Source organism: Streptomyces sp. NBC_01264 (assembly GCF_026340675.1).
In the GTDB taxonomy this organism is placed as follows: domain Bacteria; phylum Actinomycetota; class Actinomycetes; order Streptomycetales; family Streptomycetaceae; genus Streptomyces.
Map to the genome: position 1 here is coordinate 6,212,582 of NZ_JAPEOX010000001.1, position 25,379 is coordinate 6,237,960.

General features: G+C 72.0%; 17 protein-coding genes and 2 pseudogenes. 10 read left to right on the plus strand and 9 right to left on the minus strand.

The window, feature by feature from the left end; genetic code table 11:
* Positions 1-34: 34 nt before the first annotated feature.
* From OG435_RS29210 to OG435_RS29240, 7 genes are all read left to right on the plus strand, one after another.
* Positions 35-787, plus strand: coding sequence for a GntR family transcriptional regulator (locus tag OG435_RS29210; RefSeq protein ID WP_266880915.1), 753 nt, complete (start codon positions 35-37; stop codon positions 785-787).
* Positions 788-1,225: 438 nt separating this feature from the next.
* The gene (locus tag OG435_RS29215) at positions 1,226-2,911 is read left to right on the plus strand and encodes a purine-cytosine permease family protein (RefSeq protein WP_266880916.1); all 1,686 of its coding nucleotides are present in this window, start codon (positions 1,226-1,228) and stop codon (positions 2,909-2,911) included.
* A gap of 160 nt (positions 2,912-3,071) precedes the next feature.
* Positions 3,072-3,284, plus strand: coding sequence for an SPOR domain-containing protein (locus OG435_RS29220; protein WP_266880917.1), 213 nt, complete (start codon positions 3,072-3,074; stop codon positions 3,282-3,284).
* A gap of 41 nt (positions 3,285-3,325) precedes the next feature.
* Entirely contained in the window at positions 3,326-3,724 is a 399-nt protein-coding gene (locus OG435_RS29225) for a (deoxy)nucleoside triphosphate pyrophosphohydrolase (protein WP_266880918.1), read from the plus strand.
* Between the two features lie 222 nt (positions 3,725-3,946).
* Entirely contained in the window at positions 3,947-4,375 is a 429-nt protein-coding gene (locus OG435_RS29230; RefSeq protein WP_266880919.1) for an ATP-binding protein, read from the plus strand.
* Positions 4,376-4,560: 185 nt separating this feature from the next.
* Complete coding sequence (locus tag OG435_RS29235) at positions 4,561-7,158, plus strand: SpoIIE family protein phosphatase (RefSeq protein WP_266882175.1); 2,598 nt, start codon at positions 4,561-4,563, stop codon at positions 7,156-7,158.
* A 48-nt stretch (positions 7,159-7,206) separates the two neighbouring features.
* Complete coding sequence (locus OG435_RS29240) at positions 7,207-7,866, plus strand: hypothetical protein (RefSeq protein WP_266880920.1); 660 nt, start codon at positions 7,207-7,209, stop codon at positions 7,864-7,866.
* Positions 7,867-7,913: 47 nt separating this feature from the next.
* On the opposite strand, the gene OG435_RS29245 is transcribed toward OG435_RS29240, so the two are convergent.
* From OG435_RS29245 to OG435_RS29280, 9 genes and pseudogenes are all read right to left on the minus strand, one after another.
* Positions 7,914-8,633, minus strand: a complete 720-nt coding sequence (locus OG435_RS29245) for a PspA/IM30 family protein (protein WP_266880921.1) — start codon at positions 8,631-8,633, stop codon at positions 7,914-7,916.
* A gap of 111 nt (positions 8,634-8,744) precedes the next feature.
* Complete coding sequence (locus OG435_RS29250) at positions 8,745-10,805, minus strand: TPM domain-containing protein (RefSeq protein ID WP_266882178.1); 2,061 nt, start codon at positions 10,803-10,805, stop codon at positions 8,745-8,747.
* Between the two features lie 144 nt (positions 10,806-10,949).
* The gene (locus tag OG435_RS29255; protein WP_353962785.1) at positions 10,950-11,549 is read right to left on the minus strand and encodes a PQQ-binding-like beta-propeller repeat protein; all 600 of its coding nucleotides are present in this window, start codon (positions 11,547-11,549) and stop codon (positions 10,950-10,952) included.
* Between the two features lie 94 nt (positions 11,550-11,643).
* Positions 11,644-13,014 (minus strand): annotated as a pseudogene (locus tag OG435_RS50385) (hypothetical protein); the annotation flags it as partial.
* A 542-nt stretch (positions 13,015-13,556) separates the two neighbouring features.
* Positions 13,557-14,339 (minus strand): annotated as a pseudogene (locus tag OG435_RS50390) (serine/threonine-protein kinase); the annotation flags it as partial.
* A 78-nt stretch (positions 14,340-14,417) separates the two neighbouring features.
* Positions 14,418-15,191 carry a succinate dehydrogenase/fumarate reductase iron-sulfur subunit gene (locus tag OG435_RS29265; protein WP_266880924.1) on the minus strand — a complete coding sequence of 258 codons (774 nt, stop codon included), beginning with the start codon at positions 15,189-15,191 and terminating at the stop codon, positions 14,418-14,420.
* Positions 15,188-17,116, minus strand: coding sequence for a fumarate reductase/succinate dehydrogenase flavoprotein subunit (locus OG435_RS29270; RefSeq protein ID WP_266880925.1), 1,929 nt, complete (start codon positions 17,114-17,116; stop codon positions 15,188-15,190). Before OG435_RS29270 ends, OG435_RS29265 begins: the two co-directional genes overlap by 4 nt.
* The gene (locus OG435_RS29275) at positions 17,116-17,940 is read right to left on the minus strand and encodes a hypothetical protein (protein WP_266880926.1); all 825 of its coding nucleotides are present in this window, start codon (positions 17,938-17,940) and stop codon (positions 17,116-17,118) included. Before OG435_RS29275 ends, OG435_RS29270 begins: the two co-directional genes overlap by 1 nt.
* 105 nt (positions 17,941-18,045) lie before the next feature.
* Complete coding sequence (locus OG435_RS29280) at positions 18,046-18,276, minus strand: hypothetical protein (RefSeq protein ID WP_266880927.1); 231 nt, start codon at positions 18,274-18,276, stop codon at positions 18,046-18,048.
* Positions 18,277-18,638: 362 nt separating this feature from the next.
* On the opposite strand from OG435_RS29280, the gene OG435_RS29285 reads away from it, so the two are divergent.
* From OG435_RS29285 to OG435_RS29295, 3 genes are all read left to right on the plus strand, one after another.
* Positions 18,639-21,023: an ABC transporter family substrate-binding protein gene (locus tag OG435_RS29285; protein WP_266880928.1), complete on the plus strand. Its 2,385-nt coding sequence runs from the start codon at positions 18,639-18,641 to the stop codon at positions 21,021-21,023.
* Positions 21,024-21,377: 354 nt separating this feature from the next.
* Positions 21,378-23,282 (plus strand): translational GTPase TypA, encoded by a 1,905-nt coding sequence (gene typA / locus OG435_RS29290; RefSeq protein ID WP_266880929.1) that lies wholly within the window; start codon positions 21,378-21,380, stop codon positions 23,280-23,282.
* Positions 23,283-23,719: 437 nt separating this feature from the next.
* A complete protein-coding gene (locus OG435_RS29295; protein WP_266880930.1) occupies positions 23,720-25,348 on the plus strand; it encodes a peptide ABC transporter substrate-binding protein in 1,629 nt (542 codons plus the stop codon).
* Positions 25,349-25,379: the final 31 nt, after the last annotated feature.

Here is a 25,379-nt window from a genome sequence, read left to right on the forward strand (position 1 = left end):
CTGTAGCTGTCTGTCAACCTGATGGGAGTGGCCTGTGACTTTCGGCGAGCAGCCGGCCTATCTGCGCGTCGCCGGGGATCTGCGACGGAAGATCGTCGATGGGTCCCTGCCTCCGCACGCCCGGCTCCCTTCGCAGGCCCGGATCCGCGAGGAGTACGGGGTCTCCGACACGGTGGCACTGGAGGCGCGCAAGGTCCTCATGGCGGAAGGCCTGGTCGAGGGCCGGTCCGGATCCGGCACGTACGTACGCGAACAACCCGTCCCGCGGCGCGTGGCCCGCTCCGGCTACCGCACCGGCGGGGTCTCGACCCCCTTCCGGCAGGAGCAGGCGGAGGCGAGCGCGCGCGGCACCTGGGACTCCAGCAGCGAACAGGCCGCCGCCCCGGCGGACATCGCGAAACGGCTCGGCATCGAGCCGGGCGAGCGGGTGATGCGGACGCGGTACGTGTACCGCGACGCGGGCGAGGCGATGATGCTGTCGACCTCCTGGGAGCCGCTCGCCGTGACCGGCCGGAGCCCGGTGATGCTGCCGGAGGAGGGCCCGCTGGGCGGGTCCGGGGTGGTGGACCGGATGGCCGCGATCGACGTGGTCGTGGACAACGTGGTCGAGGAGGTCGGTGCGCGGCCGGGGCTGGCGGAGGAGAACATGCAGCTCGGCGGGGTGGCGGGGCACGTGGTGCTGGTGATCGGGCGCACGTACTTCGCGTCCGGCCGGGCGGTGGAGACGGCGGACGTCGTCATCCCGGCCGACCGCTACCGCCTGGCGTACCACCTACCGGTGAGGTGAACCCGGGCCGCCCGGCCGGGTGCCGTGCCACGGCCGGGCGGCGGCCCCGGGGTGCGCAGGCCTGTGCACCGTGCGGCGCCGCTGCCGGGGACCAGCCCCCGGACCCCCGCGCCTCAAACGCCGGCGGGGCTGGATTTCGGCCGGCGTCAGCCGCGTGTGCGGGCGGCGCCGCCGGGCACAGCGGCGGGCTGGATCGCCCGCAGGGCAATGCCGGACGACCAACGGTCACGTGCGGGCTGACGCCGGCCAAACTCAGCCCCTCCGGCGTTTGAGGAGCGGGGGTCCGGGGGCGGAGCCCCTGGCAACGGCGCCGCACCGGAACGCGGACAGGGGGTCCGGGGGGTGTAACCCCGTCGTGACGCGGGTGCCCGGGGTGTAACCCCGGGGCAATGCCCAAGGGTGACGGGCCGTCACGCATGGGCCCTGCCTTCCGGCGGTATGACCGATACCGTCACCCCCGCCCCGGCGCCCGCGCCACCCCGCCGGAGCTACGCCAAGCTCGCCGCCGACGAGAGCCGCGAGGACTACTCGCTCAGGTACGCGCCCCACTCCTTCCGCCGCTGGGGCCCCGGCACCGTCGCCGGCACCGCCCTCGGCGGCATCGCCTACCTCGCCGACTTCGCCATCGGCGCCTCCATCGTCTTCGCCTACGGCTTCACCAGCGGGGCCGCCGCGATCCTGGCTGCCGCCGTCGTCATCTTCCTGACCGGCATCCCCATCGCCCGCGCCTGCGCCAAGTACGGCCTGGACATGGACCTGGTCACCCGGGGCGCAGGGTTCGGGTACTTCGGCTCCACCCTCACCTCCCTCATCTACGCCTCGTTCACCTTCATCTTCTTCGCGCTCGAAGGCTCGATCATGGCCCAGGCCATGCACCAGGCCGTCGGACTGCCCGTGGAGATCGGGTACCTGATCACCACGCTCATCGTCATCCCGATCGTCTTCAAGGGGATGGGCGCCCTCGCCAAGGTGCAGGCCTGGACCCAGCCGATCTGGCTGATCGGGCTGGTCCTGCCCTTCCTCGTGCTCGCCTTCGAGGCCCCCGACGCCTGGGGCGCCTTCGCGCACTTCGGCGGTACGGAAGGAGCCGGCTCCGGCTTCTCCTGGATCGGCTTCGGCTTCGGCACCGGCATCGCGCTCTCGCTCATCGCGCAGATCGGTGAGCAGGCCGACTACCTGCGGTTCATGCCCGCCAAGACCCCGGCCAACAGCCGCCGCTGGAACCTCGCCGTGCTCGCCGCCGGCCCCGGCTGGGTGATCATCGGCGCCGCCAAGCAGCTCGGCGGCGCCTTCCTCGCCTTCGTGGCCCTGGAGGCCGTCGGCAAGACCCACGCGCTGGAGCCGATCGCCCCGCAACTGGAGGCGCTGCGCCCCTGGCTCGGCGGTCTCGCGCTGCCCGTCGCCGCCCTGTTCGTCATCGTGTCCCAGATCAAGATCAACGTCACGAACGCCTACAGCGGCTCGCTGTCCTGGTCGAACTTCTTCTCCCGCGTCACCCACCGCCACCCGGGCCGCGTCTGGTACATCTTCCTCAACCTCGGCATCGCGCTGACGTTGATGGAGCTGAACATGTTCGCGATGCTCGGCAAGCTGCTGGGCTTCTACTCCAACGTCGGCATCGCCTGGATCGTCGCCGTCGCCGCCGACCTCGTGATCAACAAGCGGCTCGGGCTCAGCCCGCCGTACATCGAGTTCAAGCGGGCCTACCTCTACTCGGTCAACCCGGCCGGGTTCGGCTCGATGGTGATCGCCTCCACCGTTTCGATCCTCGCCTTCTTCGGCCTTTTCGGGACATCCGCGGAGGCCTTCTCCACCTTCATCGCGGCCGGACTCGCGCTCGTCCTCTGTCCGTTGATCGCCTGGGCGACGAAGGGGAAGTACTACCTGGCCAGGCCGAACACGGTCAACGGCCCGGACGTGGTGGTCGAGGACGTCACCGCCACCCACCTCTGCTCCGTCTGCGAGTCCGCGTACGAGCTCCCGGACATCGCCGACTGCCCGGTCGTCTCCGGCGCGATCTGCTCGCTCTGTTGTTCCCTCGACGCGACCTGCGGGGACGTCTGCCGCAAGGCGAACCCGGGCAGTGCGGTGATCCTGCCGCTGCCGACCGTGCGCCGGGTCTGAACCGGCGCGCACGGCCCACTCGTACGCATGGCCGGATGCGTACGCCTGCGAGGTACCTCTTCGTGAAAAACCGTATCCGCTGAGTAAAGGTCGGGCGTAGGCTCGGGCATATGCGCAATGCGGTTTCCCGGGCAGGTACGTCGGCGGAGGGTGAAACGCGATGAACGACAGCGGTGCCCTGCTCCCGTGGCTGGTCATACGTGAGGACGACAACGGCAACCGCTACCGGGTGGGCCGGTACGCCACCCGGGCCGAGGCCCAGAAGGTCGCCGACAGCCTCGAAAGCAGAGGGCACAAGCAGCTCTACTGGATCGAGCGGCTCGGTCAGGTCGGTCAGGACAGCACCGCCGGCAGGACCGGCACGAGGAACTGAGCGGTGCGGCGCACCCGTCGCCGCTGCCATAGGCTCCGCCCATGACTGTACGAGTGGTCGTGGGCGGAGCCCTTTGTCATGAGGGGCGCCTGCTGGCCGCCCGCCGGAGCGCGCCCCCGGAGCTCGCCGGCCGCTGGGAGCTCCCGGGCGGCAAGGCCGAGCCGGGGGAGTCCGTACCCGAGGCGCTCGTGCGCGAGCTGCGCGAGGAGCTCGGCGCGGAGACCGAGGCGCTGGAGCGGATCCCGGGGGAGTGGCCGCTGAAGCCCGGCCTCGTCCTGCACGTGTGGACGGCCCGGCTGCTCTCGGGCGATCCGCTCCCGCTGGAGGACCACGACGAGCTGCGCTGGCTGGGTCCCGAGGAGCTGGACTCGGTGGACTGGCTCGACCAGGACCGCCCGGCCGTCGCCGAGGCGGGCCGCCGGCTGAGTGCCACGGGCTGAGTGCGACGGGCTGAGCGCCGCCGACGGCGTTCGCGGGGTCCGCGGGGGCGCGTGACGCGCACGCGCTAGGCCGTCTGCGCCACAGTGCGCCGGTCCGTGGGGGGCCGAGTGGTACGACGCCGTGAATATCGGGTATGTCGCTATTAATCCCTATCTCGCACTCGTACACGAGGCTCTGTTCTCCCTGTCGAACCGGACTGGGGTCGCCAGTCGGCCCGGGAAGTGATCGGCGTGATCGACACAGACGGTGAATGCGCCGAATGGGCCTTTCCCGCCGAACCGGGTGCCGTCCGCACCGCCCGCCACGCGGTCCGCGGCACCCTTCGCGACTGGGGTCTCGACTCCGTCGGCGACGTCACCGTACTGCTGGTCAGCGAGCTGGTCACCAACTCCCTGCGGTACGCCTCCGGCCCCATCGGAGTCCGTCTCGTACGGCGCAATCCGGCCGTCGCCGACGCTCCCTCGGGTCCGGCACTTCTCGTGGAGGTTTCGGATCCGCTTCCGGATCCGCCCCGCGAACGCGTCGCCGCACCCGACGACGAGGGGGGTCGCGGACTCCACCTCGTGGCCGTCTCCGCGCAGCGCTGGGGGACCCGCCACGGGAAGTCGGGGAAGACCGTGTGGTTCGAATTGGCTCTTCCTGGTGAGTAACAAGGTGAGGGGCAGCCGACGATCACACGGCTTGGCTGGAAAACAACGGGATCTTTTTGTGATCGCGAAGGCCGTGTCGTAGAGCGCCGTAGTGCTGAATACTTCGGTCATGGCCGGTCCGGTTGCGGTGAGCTGGAGGGGACGGTCGCGTGAGCGAGATACCTGCACAGGCACATCAGGCCCGTGTGCCCGGGGAAGCGTCTGGGGAGACCTGGCGCGACTCCCTGTGGCACAGCAGCCCGCCTGGCTCGATATATGACTACATAAAGGTCGCTTCCTTCTCGATCGGGCCCGATGGCCTGATCGACCAGTGGAGTCTGCGCGCCGAGGAACTCTTCGGGCTGACCGCGGCCGAGGCCGTCGGCCGTGACCCCGTCGACGCCTTCATGCCCCCGGAGCTGCGCGCCGGCGCGCACCGAAGGGTGGCCGAGATTCTCGACGGCAAGGAATGGACCGGCCTGATCCCCTTCCGGATCCCCGGCGGGGACGGTGCGCACGGGGTGGCTGAGATCTATGTGATGCCGACCCAGACCGAAACCGCCGAGCGGGCCGCGCTCTGCGTCGTGGTCGACGTACGCGCGCTGCGCCGGATCGAATCCGATCTGGCCGCCTCACAGGCGATATTCGGTCAATCTCCCTTCGGATTCCTGCTCTTCGGCACGGACCTCACCGTGCAGCGGGCCAACCGCCGCTTCGCGACCGTCTTCGGCGGCGCCGCCGAGGAGCACCGCGGCCGCACCGTCCACGACTACCTGCCCGCGCACGAGGCCGACCGGATGGCCGAGGCGCTGCGCCGGGTCCTGGAAACCGGCGACTCGGTCAACGACCTCCAGATCACCGGCGCCGCCCCCGGCAGCCGGGACAACCGCCACTGGTCCATCAACCTCTACCGGGTCCACGGCGGCACCGGCCGCCCCATCGGAGTCGCCGGCATCGGCATCGACGTGACCCGCCGCCACCTCGCCGCCCGCGAGGCCGCCGGGGTCCGGCGCAACCTGGCCCTGCTGAACGAGGCCGGACACCGCATCGGCAACTCCCTCGACCTGGAGACCACCGCCCGCGAGCTCCTCGACGTCACCGTCCCGGGCTTCTGCGACCTGGCCGCCGTCGACCTCTACCAGGGGCTGCTGCTCGGCGACGACGACCGCCCCGCCCGCCCCCAGGGCCCGGGCGTGCCCAGCCTGCCCGGCTACGGACCCGGTCGCGCGCCCTCGGCGCCGCTGCGCCGGGTGGCCTTCTCCTCGGCCGTGTCGGACGCCCCGCTGTCGGGTCCGGGCGCGCTGGTCTCCGTAGGGGAGGTGCACCGGTACCCGGCCGGCTCGCCGGGGGCGTTCGCCCTGCGGACGGCGCGGCCCCGGCTGGTGGAGGGCGGCGGAGCCGAGTCCGGTGACCTCGTGCAGTCCACGCTCGTCGTCCCGCTGGTCGCGCACGACACGGTGGTCGGGCTCGCGCAGTTCTCCCGTACCAAGGGCAGCGAGCCCTTCGGCGAACGCGACCGGGCGGTCGCGGTGGAGCTCGCCGCGCGCGCCGCCGTCTGCATAGACAACGCCCGGCTCTACCGGCGCGAGCACGAGCGCGCGCTGATACTCCAGCGCAGCCTGCTGCCCCCCGGCGACCCGGAGGCCGCCGGACTCGACATCGCCTGCCGCTACCTGCCGGGGAACGCCGCCACCGAGGTCGGCGGCGACTGGTTCGACGTCATCGAACTGCCCGGGCACCGTACGGCGCTGGTCGTCGGCGACGTCATGGGCCGCGGACTGCGGGCCGCCGTCGCCATGGGCGAACTGCGCACCGCCGTACGGACCCTCGCGCTGCTGGACCTGGAACCGGCGGAGGTGCTGACCGCGCTGGACGAGATCGCCCGGGGCCTCGGCGCGCCCGGCGGCTCCCAGCAGGCCTCCCGGGCCGCACTGTCCCGGGACGCCGACCGCTCCGAGGTGTACCTCGCGACGTGCGTCTACGCCGTCTACGACCCGGTCACCCGCCGCTGCACCATCGCCAACGCCGGCCACATGCCGCCGGTGCTGGTGGAACCGGTCGAGGAGGGCGGTACGCCCCGCCCCGGACTGCTGCTGGAGATACCGACGGGCATGCCGCTGGGCGTGGGCGGGGAGCCCTTCGAGGAGGTCGAGGTCGAACTCCCCGAGGGGGCCCTGCTCGCCCTGTACACCGACGGCCTGGTCGAATCCCGGACCCACCCGCTGGAGGAGGGCCTGCGCGGCCTGCGGGACGCGCTGGCCGACCCCGCGCGCCCGCTGGAGGAGGTCTGCGACCACGTCCTGAACACCCTGGACACCCGGCACGGCGAGGACGATATCGCGCTGCTGATGGCCCGGGTCCAGGGCCTGCCGGTGGACGCGGTCGGCGACTGGCAGCTCCCGCGCGAGGCCCGCTCGGTGGGCCGGGCGCGCGAGCTGGCCCGGGCGAAGCTGCCCGCGTGGGGGCTGGAGGGACTGCTCGACACCACCGAACTCCTGGTGAGCGAGCTCGTCACCAACGCCCTGCGGTACGGCGAGGGCGAGATCCGGCTGCGCCTGCTGCTGGACCGGACCCTGGTCTGCGAGGTCTGGGACGCCAACCTGGTCCAGCCCCGCCGGCGCCGGGCGCGGGACACCGACGAGGGCGGCCGAGGCCTCCAGCTGGTCGGCCTGCTCTCCGCGGGCTGGGGCACCCGCCGCACGCACCGGGGCAAGACGGTCTGGTTCGAACTCCCGCTCCCGGGCGCGGTGGCGGAGTCGGTGGCGGAACTGTCGGCGGAGCAGCTGCTGAGCATGTACGGGTGAGCGCCCCGTCCGGGGTCGCGGCGCACGGGGGAACGAACGGAAGCACACATGAGTACGGGCAAGTGGCTGGTGGCCGCGCTGTGGCGGTACGTGGTGGCCGCGGCGGTCGGCGTGGGGGTCCTGGCGCTGGTGCTGGGCGCCACGGAGGGGCTCACCGACGGGGTGTTCTCGCTGGGACTGCGGGTGGTGCTGGTGGCGGTGCCCCTCCTCACGGTCGGCACCATGCTCGTGATCGCCCCGCTGGCCGGGCGCCGGCACGAGCCGCCGAGCGGCGGCCCGATGCGGATCCGGGGCGGCTGGATGGTGGTGCTCGTCCTGGTCCCGGCGCTGCCGCTGCTCTTCATCGGCCCGCACCTGTTCCTGATCCTGCTGGTCACGCAGCTCGGCTACGCCGCCTTCGTGCTGCCCTGCCGGGACGCCCGCGACACGGCGCAGGCCCTGCGCTCGCTCACCGACCCGGAGGTCCCGGCGGAGCGGCGGGCCGAGATCGCGCGAGGGGTCGCCGCCCTGCGGACCAGGCCCGTGGTCGAGTCCCTGATGGGCGCCGCCGTGGACCGGGACCCGGAGGTCGCCGAGGCGGCGCTGGAGTCCCTGTACGGGATCTGGCGGCGCGACGGGGTCGTCGGCGAGGACCTGGTGCTGAGGCTTCCCGAGCAGGGCCGCGAGCAGGTCCGGGCCCTCGGCGTCAGGGTGCGCAGCCCCTGGTGAGAAACGGGTGGGGGCCGCCCCCGCGGGGGCGGCCCCCAGCTCACGTCCTAGGCGGCCTTGCCGGCCTTCAGGGCGGCCAGCCGGGCCTCGATCTCCGAGGTCTTGCCGAGGTCGTCCAGGGACTCGAACTGCGCGTCCAGGGAGGAGGCGGCCAGCTCCTGCTTGCCCAGGGCCATGGCCTCCTCGCGGCGGACCTTCTCCTCGAAGCGGCCGATGTCGCTGGTCGGGTCGAGCACGTCGATGTTCTTGACCGCGTCCATCATCGTGTTCTGGGCCTGCGCGGTCTTGGCCCGCGAGACCAGCTCGTCGCGCTTGGCCGTCAGTTCCGTCAGCTTGGTCTTCATCGAGTCCAGGCCCGACTTCAGCTTGTCGACCACCTCGGTCTGCGCGGCGATCGTCGGCGCGGCCGTCTTCGCCTCCTTCTCCGACTGCATCTGGCGGCCGAGCGCGACCTTCGCGAGGTTGTCGAACTTGTCGGCGTCGGCGGCCGACCCGGAGGCCCGCAGCTCGTCGGCCTTCTTGCTCGCCGCGAGCGCCTTGCCGCCCCACTCCGCGGCGGCGTCCACGTCCTCCTTGTGATCCGCCTCCAGCATCCGCAGGTTGCCGATGGTGGTGGCCACGGCCTGCTCCGCCTCGGAGATGTTGTTCGTGTAGTCGCGGATGAGCTGGTCCAGCATCTTCTGCGGGTCCTCCGCCTGGTCCAGCAGGGAGTTGATGTTGGCCTTGGCCAGCTGGGTGACGCGGCCGAGGATGCTCTGCTTGCTCATGTGCGGTGTCTCCTTGGGGACGGGGAAGCGGGGGAGCGGGGGACGGGTGTCGGGGGAACGAGGGGGAGGTCCCTGCGAAGGGGGGCATGCGAGGGGCCGGGAAGCGGTGCGTCAGAAGCGGCCGCCGCCGCCCATGCGGCCGCGGGTGCCGCCGCCGCCGAAGGAGCCGGGGCCGCGTCCGCCGCCCCCTCCTCCGCCGAAGCCGCCTCCGAAGCCGCCGCCCCCACCGCCGCCGAAGCCGCCTCCGCCGCGGCCGCCGCCGAGGATCTCGCCGAGGATGATCCCGCCGAGCACCGCGCCGCCCATGCCGCCGCCCTGCTGCCGGCCGCCACCGCCGTACGGGTTCTGGTAGCCCCGTACGTCCTGTTCGGCCAGTTGCTGCGCCTGGCGCGCGAGCGAGTCCGCCTGCTGGGCCTCGGCGAGCGCGCCCGCCGGGTCCGAGCCCGCCAGGGCCGTGGACCGCTCGAGGTGGCGCTGGGCCTCCGCGAGCCGGGTCCGGGCCTGGCTGCCGATCGCGCCCCGGCTGGTGGTGATGTAGTCCGTGGCCGCGCCGATCGCGCTGCGGGCCGTCAGCAGGGCCTGGTCGAGCAGGGCCGCGGCCCGCTGCCGGCCCGACTCCCGTTCGCGGGCCCCGGCCAGCGCCTCGTCGAGGGCCGCGTCGGCCTCCTCCACGCGGCGCAGCGCGTCCAGCGGGTCGTACCGGCCGGCGATCTGTTCCTGGCGTACGTCGGCCAGTACGGCCTCCGCCCGGCTGATCCGGCCGCGCAGATCGGCGGTCGAGCCCTCGGTGGTGCCGGTCAGCAGCCCGCGCGCGTCGGCGAGGTCCGTGTCCGTCTCGTTGAGCGCGCCCGGTAGCTTCCCGGCCGCCTCCGCCAGCTCCTGCGCGCGCCGCTCCACCGCGTCGACCAGCGTGCCCGCCTGGTCCACGGCGCCCTCGGCCGCCCGGACGTGGACGGCGGCCTTGCCGTTGTCTCCGGCGCCGATCGCGGCGCGGGCCTCGCCGAGGCTGGTCGTCGCGAACAGCAGCCGGTCCTTGGCCTGTTCGGGGTTGGAAGCCACCGGGGCCGCCGCGGAGTCCGCGTACTGGCGGCCGAGCGCCGTGAGGGTCGCCACCGCCGTGGTGGTACGGCCCGTCAACGCGCGGAAGTGGGCCTCCACGGTCTCCAGCGCCTGCGGGGCGTTCTTCTCCAGGTCCCGCAGCCGGTCGAAGTCCGCCGTCTCGGCGTCGAGCCGCCGGCTCGCCTCCGTGCAGCGGGCCACGATCTCGTCCAGCATCCGGCGGCGGGTGGCGTCGTCCTCCGGGTACGCGTCGTCGAGCTGCTGGCGCAGCCGGAAGGCGGCCGTCAGCTCGCCCTTCCCGAACTCCACCGCCTGCGTGAAGGCCGCCACCGCCTCCTCGCCGAACTGCGCGGTGGCGAAGCCGAGTTCCTCGGTGCTCGTGCGGATCGCGTCGTCCGTCTCCACCAGCAGGGCCTTGGCCTTGGCGTCCAGCTCCGGCAGCGGGAGCGGGGCGGGGCCCTGCCCGGACCAGCCGGTGGTCTTCGAACCGCCGCTGCCGCCGCCCTGCTTGCGCTTGCGGCGGGTGTACGCGTACGCGCCGAGGGCGCCGGCCGCGCCGACCGCGACCACCGGGAGGACGAAGTCCCCGGCGCCGCTCTCGCCGCTCGCCGCGGCGCCTCCGGGGTCGGCCTCGCCGGGCACGATGGCCGGCACGGGCACGGGCTGTCCGCCGAGCACCGCGTTGTAACCGTTGGCGGCGCCGATCGCGGCGCCCGCCCAGTCGTTCTGCTTGAGGGCCGGCTCGATGGCGGTCTGCGCGACCGCCGCGAGCTGCTCCTCGGTGAATCCGGAGTCGACATCGGCCGAATAGGCGTACTGCCGGGCCCCGGTGGCGACGGCCAGCAGGACGTCGTTCTGGCCGAGGCCGTTCTTCTGGGCGGTGGCGTCGGCCCAGCTCTGCGCGGACCGGCCGGAGAAGTCGCGCACGTACGTGACGAACAGTTGGACCTTCCGGTCGGCGTAGAGCTTGTCCAGCGCGGCCGTGACCTCGGGCTTGCGGTCGCCCAGGGCGCCCACGCGGTCGGTGATCTGCCCCTGCTGGGACAGGGTGACGGGGTCGTCGGCCCGGGCGTCCGGGGCGGTGGCCGTCGCCCAGCCGGTGAGCGAGAGCAGCCCGGCGGCGAGGGCGAGGCCGGTCCGGGCGGGTATCCCGGCGGTGGTTCGGCTCTTCGTGCTGCTTCGCGTCCTGCTTTTCGGCGGAGTCACATTTGGGAGGGTATGGGCGGATTCACCCTCCCGCACCCGGAGCCCTCCCGGCTACGGCAGGCCGTACGCCGTCAGTTCCGGGCGGGACAGGACCAGGTGGTCGCCGATCAGCAGGGCGTCGGCCCCGGCCAGCGGCGGGTGGTCCCAGTGCCGGCGCGCTCGGCCCGAAGCCGGGTCCAGGACCGCCACGTGCGGGTCCGACGAGCGACCCAGGAGACCGCGCCGCCCGCCCTGGGGGACCTTGACGTACAGGCCCTGCGGACGCAGTCCCAGCAGTTCGAACCCGCACCCCGCCCCGCCGCACCGGGCCGCTTGGCGCTGCCAGCGCAGCGCGCCCGTGTCCGCGTCGAGCGCCAGGACCGTGTCCCAGCCGTCCCGGCCCTCCCGGCCTTCCCTGCCCTCCGGCGCGTGCGAGACCGCGTACACCGTGCCGCGTTCGACGAGCGGGCCCTGCGTCAGGGGGCCCGGCGCGAAGCGCCACACCTCCCGGCCGGAGCCCTGGTCCAGGGCCAGCAGCGCGCCCTCGTCCAGGAGGTGGACGAGGCCGCTCCCGGCGAGCCGCGGATCGTGCAGCGTGCGCGCCGTGGGGCGGGACCGCTGGAAGGACCACACCGGGCGGCCGGTCGGCAGGTGCAGCGCCCGCAGCCGCAGATCGTCCGAGCACCAGGCAGTCGCCCACCGCGGCGGGGGAGCGCGTCGCCGGGTCGGGGACGGGCCGCTGCCACAGGATCTCGCCCGTCGCCGCCCGCAGCGCGGTCAGGTCCCCCGGCGCCCCGTGCACCAGCACCGGCCCGACGCTCCGCAGCGGCCGCGGCCCGGGGAGGTCCGCGCCCTCGGTGCCGGGCAGGTCGATCCACCAGCGCACCCGGCCGTCCCGCGGCTCGCGCGCCAGCAGCCGCACGCCCGGCGCGCCCTGCCTGCGCACCTCGACGTAGACCGTGCCGGCGTCCGCCGCGCAGGACACCAGCACCCGCCCGGCTCCCGGCAGCGGCGGCGCGGCCGCGCCCTCGTCGGCGGAGGCCGTCCAGCGGGTCGCGCCCACGTCGGCCCGTACGCAGCCCACCTCGGGCCCCGACCGCCACACCACATGGGCGCCGGCCGCGTACACGGCGTCCGGCCGGGCGCCCGTGTGCCATGCACGGACCCCTGGCTGCGCCCTGTCCCCGCCGGCCTTCCTCGTGGCCGCCGGGCCGCTGAGGACCGCGGTCCCCGGGGGCGGCGGGATCCCGGCGTCGGCCGCTGCCTCCGCAAGCCAGGGCGTGCCGCCCGTCGCCACGCACTCGCGGGCGATCCGGGCCAGGGCCCCCGCCCGCTCCGCCGCGTCCGGCAGGTTCCGGGCCCGGCCCGCGCGCTCCCGCGCCGCCGCCGGGTCCAGCGGCGGCCGGGTCTCCCGCTCGACGAGGGCCCGCGCCGAGGCCAGCGAGGCCAGGGCGTGGCCGGCCTTCTCGTCGGCGGCCTCACCCGGGTCGTTGCGCAGCAGCCGGGCGGCCTGGTTCCGCAGCCGCTCCGCCTGGACGAGCTGCCCCCGCTCGGCGTGGTGCGCGGCCTCCTCGCGCAGCCAGGCCGCCCGCTCCTCCAGGAACCGGGGCAACTCCTCCTCGGCCTGCGCCAACGCCCTGGCCCCGCCCGCCGGGTCCCCGGCCTCGGCCCGGTCGTGCGCCACCTGGCACAGCGCCAGCAGCCGGCCCCCGGCGGAGCCGATGCGCTGAGCCGCAGGGCCGCCGCCAGGTCGTTCGGGGCGACCGCCAGCACCATGTCGTAGGTGGCGGCCCCGCGCAGCCCGGCGTCCTGGATCAGCGCGAGGCCCAGTTCGGCCTCGGCGGGATCGGCCGCCGCGACGGCCGTGGCGATGCGGGCGCCGAGCCGCTTCTCGGCCGGGCCGTCCGCGAAGTGGGCCGCCGCGATCTGCGCGGCCTGCTCCGGAGCGACCTTGGCCAGCTGCTCCGCCACCGCGCGCAGCGGGCCCGACCGGTTGGAGCCGAACACGGTGAACAGTGCCTGCTGCGCGTCGGTCAGCAGCCGCCGGGCCCGGGCCGGGGCGTGCGCGGAGACGTCCTTGGCCAGCCCGGTCAGCAGCCGGGCCACCCGGGCACCGTCGCCCCCGCCGCCGTCCCACGCCGCCGCCTCGGCGTCGGCCAGCAGCCGCCCGGCGAGCCCGCCGTCGAAGCGGGCCGCGGCATCGGCGGCGACGGCCAGCACCTCGATCCGCGCCTCGGCGCCGGCGGGCACGGCCCGGAGCGACTCCTCGGCCTCCAGCAGCAGATCCCGTACGAACTCCCGTACGGGAGCGGGAACGGGCCCGGCATCCGGCACGGCGGCGGGCCCGAAAGCGCCCCCGGCATCCGGCGCGGCGGCGGGCCCGAAGACACCCCCGGTGTCCGGAGCGGAGATCGGCCCGAAACCGCCCCCGGTGTCCGGCGGGGGCACGGAGACCGGCCCGAAGGAGCCCCCGGGAACCCCGACCGGTTCCGCCCGGTACGGCACGTGCTGCGGCGACCCCGGCGACCCCTGCGACCCCGGGCCCCCCGGGGTCGCCGGACCGCCCGGAGCCGTCACGGCCGTACGCCCCACGGGCACCTCCGAGCCGACCGGAGACCCCGATCCCGATCCCGACCCCGCCCGCAGCAGCGCCCGCAGCTCCCCGGCCACCACCTCCGCCGACTCCGGCCGGTCCGCCGGGGCCTTCTCCAGCAGCCGCAGCACCAGCCGCTCCACCTCCGGCGCGACCTGGGCGCCGGCCAAGCGCAGCGGGAGCGGCGGGTCCTCGATGTGCCGGCGCATCAGGACGTAGGGGCTCTCGGCCTCCCCGTAGGGCGGCTCCCCGCTCAGCAGCGCGTACAGCACGCCCCCCAGCGCGTACAGATCGCACCGGGCGTCCACCCGCTCGCCCCGCCACTGCTCGGGGGCCATGTACGGCGGGCTGCCGAAGATCCGGCCGGTGACCGTCCAGCCGGCCGTGGCGTCCGAGGAGTGCGCGATGCCGAAGTCGCAGATCTTCAGCCGGCCCCCGGGCAGCAGGAAGAGGTTGGCCGGTTTCAGGTCCCGGTGTATCACCGAGCGCTCGTGCGCGGCGGCCAGCGCCTCGGCGGTCTGCGCGGCGAGGTCCAGCGCGACCGCCACCGGCATCCCGCCCGGGGCCCGGAGCAGTGCCGTGCGCAGGTCCTCGCCGGCGAGCAGCTCCATCACGATGAAGAGCCGCCCGTCCTCCTGGCCCACGTCGTGCACCACGGTGATGCCGGGGTGCTGGAGCCGTGCCCCGATCGTGGCCTCGCGCCGGAAGCGGGCGACCAGCTCGTCGTTCGTGGCCGCCTCCAGCAGTACCTTCACCGCGACGGCCCGCTCCAGCGCCGTGTCGTGTGCCCGCCACACCTCGCCCATGCCGCCCTGGCCGAGCCGCTGTTCGAGGCGGTACCGGTCCGCCAGCTGATCCCCCACCCGCACCGTGAATGCCCCCTGACTTCACGTCAACGACGTTGCTCAGGGGGCATTCTGTCCTGCCAAGTGAACGATTGGGGGCGGCTATTGGCCGGAGCGGCGACCGATCTTGTTCCCCAGCCACACCAGCGGGTCGTACTTGCGGTCCACGGCCCGCTCCTTCAGCGGGATCAGGGCGTTGTCGGTGATCTTGATCCCCTCGGGGCAGACCTCCGTGCAGCACTTGGTGATGTTGCAGTAGCCGAGCCCGTGCTCGTCCTGCGCCGTGCGCTTGCGGTCCAGGCCCGCCTCGGCCGCCGCGTCCAGCGGGTGCATGTCCAGCTCCGCCACCCGCATCAGGAAGCGCGGACCGGCGAAGGCCGCCTTGTTCTCCTCATGGTCGCGCACCACGTGACAGGTGTCCTGGCACAGGAAGCACTCGATGCACTTCCTGAACTCCTGCGAGCGCTCCACGTCGATCTGCTGCATCCGGTACTCGCCCGGGGCCACCCCGGCGGGCGGCACGAAGGCGGGCACCTCGCGCGCCTTCTGGTAGTTGAAGGACACGTCGGTCACCAGGTCGCGGACGACCGGGAAGGCCCGCAGCGGGGTCACGGTGATCGTCTCCTCGCGGGAGAAGGTCGACATCCGCGTCATGCACATCAGCCGCGGCCGCCCGTTGACCTCCGCACTGCACGAACCGCACTTGCCCGCCTTGCAGTTCCAGCGCACCGCGAGGTCGGACGCCTGGGTGGCCTGCAGCCGGTGGACGATGTCCAGGACCACCTCCCCGTCGTGCACCTCCACGGTGAAGTCGCGCAGCTCACCGCCCTCCGCGTCGCCCCGCCAGATCCGGAACGCGGCATCGTAGGTACTCACTCGTACAGCTCCTCTTCGGCGAGGTACTTGACCAGCTCTTCCTTCTCGAAGAGCGCGAGCAGGTCGGATCGGATGGGGTCGGTGCGCACCCGGGTCAGCTCGATCCGGTCCGCGGCCGGGTCCGAGGGGGCCAGGTTTCCGTCGGGCACGGTGACGGGCCGGCACAGCAGGTTCACCGGCCGCCAGGACCGCTCCATCGCCGGGCAGTCCTCGCGGGTGTGCCCGCCCCGGCTCTCGGTGCGCTCCAGGGCCGCGCGGGCCACGCACTCGCTGACCAGCAGCATGTTGCGCAGGTCCAGGGCCAGGTGCCAGCCCGGGTTGAACTGCCGGTGCCCCTCGACCCCGGCCCGGGAGGCCCGTACGCGCAGGGCCGCGAGCTTCTCCAGGGCCTGGGCCATCTCGCCCTCCCGGCGGATGATCCCGACGAGGTCGTTCATCGCCGTCTGGAGTTCCTGGTGGAGGGTGTACGGGTTCTCCGCGCCCTCGGCGGCGTGGAACGGGGCCAGGGCCTCCGCGGCCGCCGCGTCGATCTGCGCCTGGGACACCTCGGGCCGCCCGCCGACGGCCGGGGCGTCCCGGGCCGCGTACTCGGCGGCGTGCAGCCCGGCCCGGCGGCCGAAGACCAGCAGGTCGGACAGGGAGTTCCCGCCGAGCCGGTTCGAGCCGTGCATCCCGCCCGCGACCTCACCGGCGGCGAACAGGCCCGGCACCCCGAGGGTGGCGGCCGTGTCGGACTCGACCGCGATGCCGCCCATCACGTAGTGGCAGGTCGGGCCGACCTCCATCGGCTCGGCGGTGATGTCCACGTCCGCCAGCTCCTTGAACTGGTGGTACATCGACGGGAGCCGCCGCTTGATCCTCTCGGCCGGCATCCGGGTGGACACGTCGAGGAACACCCCGCCGTGCGGGGAGCCGCGCCCGGCCTTGACCTCGGAGTTGATGGCGCGGGCCACCTCGTCGCGGGGGAGCAGCTCGGGCGGGCGCCGGTTGTGGTCCGGGTCCTCGTACCAGCGGTCGCCCTCCTCCTCGGACTGCGCGTACTTCTCCTTGAACACGTCCGGGATGTAGTCGAACATGAACCGCTTGCCCTCGCTGTTGCGCAGCACCCCGCCGTCGCCGCGCACCGACTCGGTGACGAGGATCCCCTTCACCGAGGGCGGCCAGACCATGCCGGTCGGGTGGAACTGCACGAACTCCATGTTCAGCAGCGGCGCCCCGGCGAGCAGCGCCAGCGCGTGGCCGTCGCCCGTGTACTCCCACGAGTTGGACGTGGTCTTGAAGGACTTCCCGATCCCGCCCGTGGCCAGCACCACCGCGGGGGCCTCCAGGACGAAGAACCGCCCGGTCTCGCGCTCGTAGCAGAAGGTCCCGGAGACCCGCTCTCCGTCTTTCAGGATCCTGGTGACCGTGCACTCCTGGAAGACCTTGAGCCGGGCCTCGTAGTCCCCGTACTCCTTGAAGTCCTCCTGCTGGAGCTGGACGATCTTCTGCTGGAGGGTGCGGATCAGCTCCAGCCCGGTCCGGTCGCCGACGTGTGCGAGCCGCGGGTACTCGTGCCCGCCGAAGTTGCGCTGCGAGATCTTCCCGTCGGGCGTGCGGTCGAAGAGCGCGCCCCAGGTCTCCAGCTCCCAGACCCGGTCGGGGGCCTCCTTGGCGTGCAGCTCCGCCATCCGCCACTGGTTCAGGAACTTGCCGCCGCGCATCGTGTCGCGGAAGTGCACCTGCCAGTTGTCGCCCTCGTTGACGTTGCCCATGGAGGCGGCGATGCCGCCCTCCGCCATGACGGTGTGGGCCTTGCCGAAGAGGGATTTGCAGATCACGGCCGTACGGGCGCCCCGCTCGCGCGCCTCGATCGCGGCCCGCAGCCCGGCGCCGCCGGCCCCGACGACGACCACGTCCCACTGCTGCCGTTCCACTTGGGTCACTAGAAGATCCTCGGGTCGGAGAAGGCGCCGCTGGCCACCAGGTACACGTAGAAGTCGCACGCGGCGACGCTGATCAGGGAGGCCCACGCCAGCTGCATGTGTCGGGTGTTGAGGCGGCTGATCCAGCCCCACAGGCGGTAGCGCACCGGGTGCTTGGAGAAGTGCTTCAGGCGGCCGCCCATGATGTGCCGGCAGGAGTGGCAGGACAGTGTGTAGGCCCAGATCAGCGCGATGTTGACGACGAACAGCAGCGTTCCGAGACCCACGTGGCCCCACTCGTACTGCTCGTTTCGGAAGGTCAGCACGGTGTCGTACGTGAGGATGCCCGCGACCGGGACCGCCGCGTAGAAGAAGTACCGGTGCATGTTCTGGAAGATCAGCGGGAAGCGGGTCTCACCGCTGTACGAGGCGTGCGGCTCGGCGACCGCGCAGGCGGGCGGCGAGGCCCAGAAGCCCCGGTAGTAGGCCTTGCGGTAGTAGTAGCAGGTCAGCCGGAAGCCGAGCGGGAAGACCAGGATCAGCAGCGCGGGGGACAGGCCCCACCAGCTGCCGAAGAGGTCCAGGTTCGGGCCGCCGCGCATCTCCTGGCAGTTCTCCGCGAGGCACGGGGAGTAGAAGGGCGAGACGTACGGCGCCGCGTAGTAGTCGGCGTTGGCGAAGGCCCGCCAGGTCGAGTAGACGATGAAGGCGAGCAGCCCGGCCGCGGTACCGGCGGGGGAGAGCCACCACCGGTCGGTCCGCAGGTGCCGGGCCGCGATCGCGGCCCGCGGGGCGTCGTGGACGCCGCCGGGCCGCTGTGGGGATGGTTGGGTGCCTGTGGCCAAGAGGGACTCCGGGTGGAGTGATGAGGGGTGCCCCGGGACCCGGCCGCCGTTGCTGCGGGTGACCGGGTCAGGTGGGGTCGGTATGGGGTGTGCGGGAGGGGTGGATCAGGGGGCGCGGCGATCGCGGGCGCCGAGGCCTTCGTCGTCGGCGTCCGTCCACAGGGTGCTGTCGTACGGGGTGTCCGGAACGCTGACCATCGCGCTCTCGCCGGCGCCCCTGGAGGCGGCCGGCGCCTGCCGCGCTGTGTTCTTGACGTCCCTCTCCAGCTGCTCCACCGAGCGGACCAGCTCGTTCAGGTTGCGCCGTACGGCGGTCAAATCGTCTTGCAGGGACATGACTTGCCCTCACTTCCGCTTGCGTGCGGTGGCAACGCTCATGTGCGCCTGCGAGTGTCGCGCCTCCCGTCCCCGGTTGTGAAGGGACGTGCAGCGATTGCGGGCGCGCAGGCGCGAATCGTGCGCCCCTCCCGACCCCATTTTCGTCCCTCTTACGGGGGAAAGCCCGTCCGGAAAGCAAGCCGGATTGGTCCGCACGGGTGGGGTTCGCGGCGTGGCGAGGGTCTGCTGCGGCGGGTGTGGCGGGGTGTCGATTTCAGTGGGTTTCGGCACCCAGTGTGATCAGCTCCATATACCGCCGAACGTGATCAAAACATCCGCTTTCACGGCTCCCCCCACGCCCCGTCCCGGAGGTACCACCCATGTCCCAGAGAAGGCGCAGGTCCTTGGCGCTCCTGACCTCGGGAGTTCTTGCACTGCCGCTGCTCGCGGGCTGCGGCGCGGGTGAAGACGAGGGCGGCCCGGCCGCCGCCGGGCAGGACATCGCGGCCACCACCCGCGACAAGGTCCGCGACGGCGGGGTGCTGCGGTGGGCCGTGGACTCCATGCCGGGCACCCTCAACGTCTTCCAGGCGGATGCGGACGCCACCACCCACCGGATCGCCGGGGCGGTACTGCCCCAGCTGTTCGTGCTGGACGGCAAGGGGCGGCCGGTGGCCAACCCCGACTACCTGGAGAAGGCCGAGGTCGTCGAGCGGGAGCCCAAGCAGGTCGTCCTGTACAAGCTCAACCAGCAGGCGGTCTGGAGCGACGGCCGCGAGATCGGCGCCGCCGACTTCGTCTCCCAGTGGCGGGCCCTGAACGGCAAGGACTCCGCGTACTGGACGGCGCGCAACGCCGGATACGACCGGATCGAGAAGATCGAGCGCGGCAAGACGGACCTGGAGGTCAAGGTCACCTTCGTCCGGCCGTACGCCGACTGGCGCTCCCTCTTCAGCCCCCTTTACCCCAAGCAGGTCACCGGCACCCCGGAGACCTTCAACGAGGGGGCCCGGGGCGCCCTGAAGGTCACCGCAGGGCCCTTCGGACTGGGCGCCGTCGACAAGAAGACCGGTACGGCCTCGCTGACCCGCAACCCGCGCTGGTGGGGCAGCCCCGCCAAGCTCGACACCCTGGTCCTCACCGCGGTGCCCCGATCGGAGCGCCCGGCCGCGCTGGCCGCCGGCAAGCTCGACCTGGCGGAGATCGACCGCACCGGGGCCGACCGGATCGCCCTGGCCCGCCGCGACGCCGCCAAGGCCGACGGGTCCCACGGCCCGGCCGCCTCCGTGACGGCCGCGCAGGCCACCCTCTCGTGGGCGCTGGCCTTCGGACTGGACGAGGACAAGGCCAAGGAGGCGCAGGCCACCCGCCAGAAGCAAGCGGAGTCGGTGAAGCGGTACGCCGAGGAGCAGAGCGCCCTGCGCGGCTTCACCGTCCGCAAGTCCCTGGAGCCCGCCTACACCCAGCTCGCCATGAACGGGGCGAGCGGCCCCCTCGCCGACGAGCGGGTGCGCCGCGCCGTGGCCCGCGCCCTGGACCGCCAGGCGCTCGCCGACATCGTCCTCAAGCCGCTCGGCCTGCCCGCGAAGCCGGTGGGCAGCCACCTCGCGCTGGCCGGGCAGCAGGCGTACGCAGACAACAGCGACGCCCTCGGCGGCCAGGACACCCAGGCCTCGCAGGCCCTGCTCGCGGACGCCGGCTGGCGCCGGGGCGGCAAGATCACCGAGCCGGCCGGTGCGAAGGCCGGCTCGGAGGCCGAGAAGGGGACGGACGACTCCAAGACCCCCGCCGTCCCGGCCGCCGCGGGCCCGGGCACCGGGAACGACGGCCTCTACATCGTCGGCCAGGACGACGAGCGCAACGGCGACGGGCGCCCCGGGGACCCGGCGGGCCCGGGCCTCCCCGAAGGCGAGTACCGCCACCCCGCCTCCGACGGCGAGATCGTCGACGCGGACGCCTTCGCCGAGAGCGGGCGCGGCGGGCAGGACCACCCCTCCCCGGTGCTCGCCCCGGGCCCGTTCGCGGCCCTCCAGGAGCAGCACCTGCGCACCCAGGCCGAGGCCCAGGCCGACGCCGTGGACGACGGCAAGCGCAGCCCGGCCCTCGACGCGGAGACCGCCGCCGAACCGGCGGACCCGGCCAAGGCGAGCCCCGCCCCGGCCCCCGCCAAGCAGGCCGTACGCACCTCCGGCAACATGCTCGCCAAGGACGGCAAGCCGCTCGCCCTGCGCTTCGTCCTGCCGGCCGGTCCCGGCTCGGAGGCGCTGCGCACGGTCGGCGAGCGGATCGCGCAGATGCTCCGACACGTCGGCGTGCAGACCGAGCTGACCAAGGTGGCCGACGAGAGCTTCTTCAAGGACCACATCGCCTCGGGCCAGTACGACCTGGCGCTCTACTCGTGGCCCGCGACGGCCTACCCGGCGACCGACGCCCGGCCCATCTTCGCCAAGCCGGAGCCGGCCGCCGACGGCTCGCTCCTGGTCGAACAGAACTACACCCGGGTCGGCACCGACCACATCGACCAGCTCTTCGACCAGGCGCTCGGCGAGCTGGACGAGGCCGCCTCCCGCGACCTGATGCGCAAGGCCGACGCCCGGATCTGGGCGACGGCCGGGTCCATCCCGCTCTACCAGCGCCCCGAGCTGGTGGCCGTGAAGCCGGGCCTCACCAACGCGGGCGCCTTCGGCCTCGGAGCTCCGCGCTACCAGGACATCGGCTGGAAGAAGCCGGAGCCCGCGGCCAAGGCCAAGAACGCGAAGAAGTAGAAGGGGCGACGCGGGGAAGCGACGCGAAGAAGTGATGACGAACAGGTGCATCCGGGGTTGATTCGAAGGTCTCAAGCTCAGATGTGACTCAAGTCCCTTGCCCGCCGGATCACCCGGCGGGCAAGGTCGTAGACACCCGTTGACCCGCGTGTTTACCGGATCCACCCTCACCGGAGTTCCCCCACCCAGGACTCGGTCGTGCTCAGTCGTCCGGCCTCTTGACAGACCCCCCGGCAGGCAGTTCCCGCCAACCGACGTACGATGGGGTAAGGCCGTGGCAGGTTTTCCGCCCGGTCGAGGCGCGCGTGCCGGACCGTACGCGTCGCCATCCACGATCCCGGGAGAAGCGCCGAAGTGCCCACGCGCCACGACATCCGTAACGTCGCCATCGTCGCCCACGTCGACCATGGCAAGACGACCATCGTCGATGCCATGCTCAAGCAGGCCGGTGCCTTCGCCGCCCACCAGCACCTCGACGACCGCATGATGGACTCGAACGACCTGGAGCGTGAGAAGGGCATCACGATCCTCGCCAAGAACACGGCGGTGAAGTACCACCCGAAGGACGGGTCGGCCCCGATCACGATCAACATCATCGACACCCCCGGCCACGCCGACTTCGGTGGTGAGGTCGAGCGCGGTCTGTCGATGGTGGACGCCGTCGTCCTGCTGGTGGACGCCTCCGAGGGTCCCCTGCCCCAGACCCGCTTCGTCCTGCGCAAGGCCCTGCAGGCGAAGATGCCGGTCATCCTCTGCATCAACAAGACGGACCGCCCGGACTCCCGGATCGACGAGGTCGTCAACGAGACGTACGACCTCTTCCTCGACCTGGACGCCGACGAGGACCAGATCGAGTTCCCGATCGTCTACGCCTGTGGCCGTGACGGCGTGGCCTCGCTGACCAAGCCGGAGGACGGGACCGTCCCCGCGGACAGCGACAGCCTGGAGCCCTTCTTCTCCACCATCCTGGCCCACGTCCCGGCCCCGGTGTACGACGAGGAGGCCCCCCTCCAGGCCCACGTCACCAACCTGGACGCGGACAACTTCCTCGGCCGCATCGCGCTGGTGCGCGTCGAGCAGGGCGAGCTCCGCAAGGGCCAGACCGTCGCGTGGATCAAGCGTGACGGCACCATCTCCAACGTCCGCATCACCGAGCTGATGATGACCGAGGCGCTCACCCGCAAGCCGGCCGAGGTGGCGGGCCCGGGTGACATCTGCGCGGTGGCCGGTTTCCCCGACATCATGATCGGCGAGACCCTGGCCGACCCGGAGAACCCGATCGCGCTCCCGCTGATCTCGGTCGACGAGCCGGCGATCTCCATGACCATCGGTACGAACACCTCCCCGATGGTCGGCCGCGGCGGCAGCGGCAAGGGCGCGGACGCCAAGTCCGCGGTCAAGGACCGCAAGGTCACCGCCCGCCAGGTCAAGGACCGTCTGGACCGCGAGCTGGTCGGTAACGTCTCGCTCCGCGTCCTCGACACCGAGCGTCCCGACGCCTGGGAGGTCCAGGGCCGTGGTGAGCTCGCGCTCGCCATCCTGGTCGAGCAGATGCGCCGCGAGGGCTTCGAGCTGACCATCGGCAAGCCGCAGGTCGTCACGCAGATCGTCGACGGCAAGGTGCACGAGCCGGTCGAGCGCATGACGGTCGACGTCCCCGAGGAGCACATGGGCGCGGTCACGCAGCTCATGGGCGTCCGCAAGGGCCGCATGGACAACATGTCGAACCACGGCTCCGGCTGGGTCCGCATGGAGTTCGTCGTCCCGTCGCGCGGCCTCATCGGCTTCCGTACCGAGTTCCTGACCGGTACGCGCGGCACCGGCATCGCCCACTCGATCCACGAGGGCCTGGAGCCGTGGTTCGGCCAGCTGGTGACCCGTAACAACGGTTCGCTGGTCGCCGACCGCTCCGGTTCGGTGACGCCGTTCGCGATGATCAACCTGCAGGAGCGCGGTGTCCTGTTCACCGAGCCCGGCACCGAGGTGTACGAGGGCATGATCGTCGGCGAGAACTCCCGCGCCGACGACATGGACGTGAACATCACCAAGGAGAAGAAGCTCACCAACATGCGTGCGGCTTCGGCGGACAACACCGAGAACGTGGTGCCCCCGCGCAGGCTCTCCCTGGAGCAGTCCCTGGAGTTCTGCCGCGACGACGAATGCGTCGAGGTGACCCCGGAGGCCGTCCGCATCCGCAAGGTCGTCCTGGACCAGAAGGACCGCTCGCGCTCCGCGTCGCGCGCCAAGTCCGGCAAGTAGTCGCGTAGGACCTAGGTCACACCTGGGTCCTGCCGAACGGGCCTTTGTGAACAGCCCCCTTCGTCACGCACACCGTGACGAAGGGGGCTGTTCACATTTGTCAAGCGGATTGTTTCGATCCGGTGTCCGCATACCGACCGTGACACTCCGGAAGAAGAGCTAACCGTCCGTTTCGTTCATGTCTGTCTCCTATCCGTTTGTCCGGATTTCGGGTTTTAGCCGTAGTGCGATGTTGTGAAAACGAGACCACTTAAGTGTGGTTTACGGTCAAGGCGTCCCTGAGGATGGCTCCATTGAGCTCGGGTCAATGGGTCACACGCTGTGGGGAGCGTCGACTCACGAGCATCACGCCGAGGGGTCCGGATGCCGCTGTCAGGGGTGTCAGCGCGACCGGTGCCCTCATGTATCGACAGTGACGCCTGAGGAGGCAATTACCCATGCGCGGAGCAACGAGCGCCAAGTGGGTCGCGGGTGCCGTCATCGTGGCGATGGCCGCGACGGCTTGCAGCACCAGCAGCGATTCCAAGTCCGCCGGCGGCAAGACCGGCGGCAACATCACCGTGGTGCTCGGCGAGCCGCAGCACGGTCTGGTGGGTCAGAACACCGCCGAGTCCGAAGGTGCCGAGGTGCTCAACGCCCTCTTCACCGGCCTGGTCGAGTACGACAACAAGACCAACGAGCCCAAGCTCGCGGTCGCCCAGTCCATCGAGACCACGGACTCGAAGCTCTGGACGATCAAGCTCAAGGACGGCTACACCTTCCACAACGGCGAGAAGGTCGACGCGCAGTCGTTCGTCCGCGCCTGGAACTGGGGTGCCAACCAGACCAACGCCGCCGAGTCGCTGCCCTTCTTCGACAAGATCGAGGGCTCCGAGGAGCTGGCGCCGGGCAAGGACAAGACGCCCACCGCCACCGAGCTCAAGGGCCTGAAGGTCGTCGACGAGAAGACCTTCACCGTCTCGCTGAAGGCTCCGTTCTCCCAGTTCAAGACGATGCTGGGCTACAACGCCTTCTACCCGCTGCCGAAGGCCTTCGAGGCCGACCCGAAGAAGTTCGGCGAGGCCCCCATCGGCAACGGCGCCTTCCAGATGGACGGTGTCTGGGACCACAACAAGCAGATCAAGGTCAAGCGCTTCGACGCTTACCCGGCCGAGGGTCGCGCCAAGCTCGACGGCGTCACCTTCAAGATCTACGACAACCTGGACACGGCGTACAACGACCTTCGCGCCGACACCCTCCAGATCGTCGACAAGCTCCCCGTCTCGGCGATGGCCTCCGTCGCCCAGGAGTTCGGCGACCGCTACATCTACAAGCCCGAGTCGGCCGTCGGTTACGTCGGTCTCCCGCTGGCCACCAACCCCGAGGCGTTCGGCAAGGTGGAGATCCGCAAGGCCATCTCCATGTCGATCGACCGGGAGGCCATCGCGAAGACCATCTTCAACGGCACCCGCAAGCCGGCCGATGACTTCATCAGCCCCATCATCCCGGGCTACCGCAAGGGCGCCCTGGGCGAGGCCGGCACGTACAACCCGACCAAGGCCAAGGAGCTCTTCGCCCAGGCCGGCGGCATCCCCGGAAACAAGCTGGAGCTCGGCTACAACGCCGACGGCGGCCACAAGGAGTGGATCGAGGCCGTCGCGAACCAGCTGAAGGCGAACCTCGGCCTCGAGGTCACCGCGAAGCCGTTCGCCAAGTTCGGCGACCTGCTGACCGACCTCGGCGACAAGAAGTACAAGGGCGCCTTCCGCATGGCGTGGTCCATGGACTACCCGGCGGCCGAGAACTACCTCCGTCCGATCTTCTCGAAGGTCGCGATCGAGAACGGCTCCAACTACGGCGGCTACGTCAACGAGGAGTTCGAGACCCTCATGGCCAACGCCGACAAGGCGACGGACCCGGCCGAGGGCCTCAAGCTGTACCAGCAGGCCGATGACATCATCATCAAGGACCTGCCGTACATCCCGGTCTTCACCTACATGTCTTCTTCGGCCTACTCCAAGACCGTGAAGAACGTCGAGATCGACGCCCAGGGCCGCATGGACCTGGCCAAGGTCGAGCTCAACTAACACCGCTCTTCACCAAGGGGACACCGGGGGC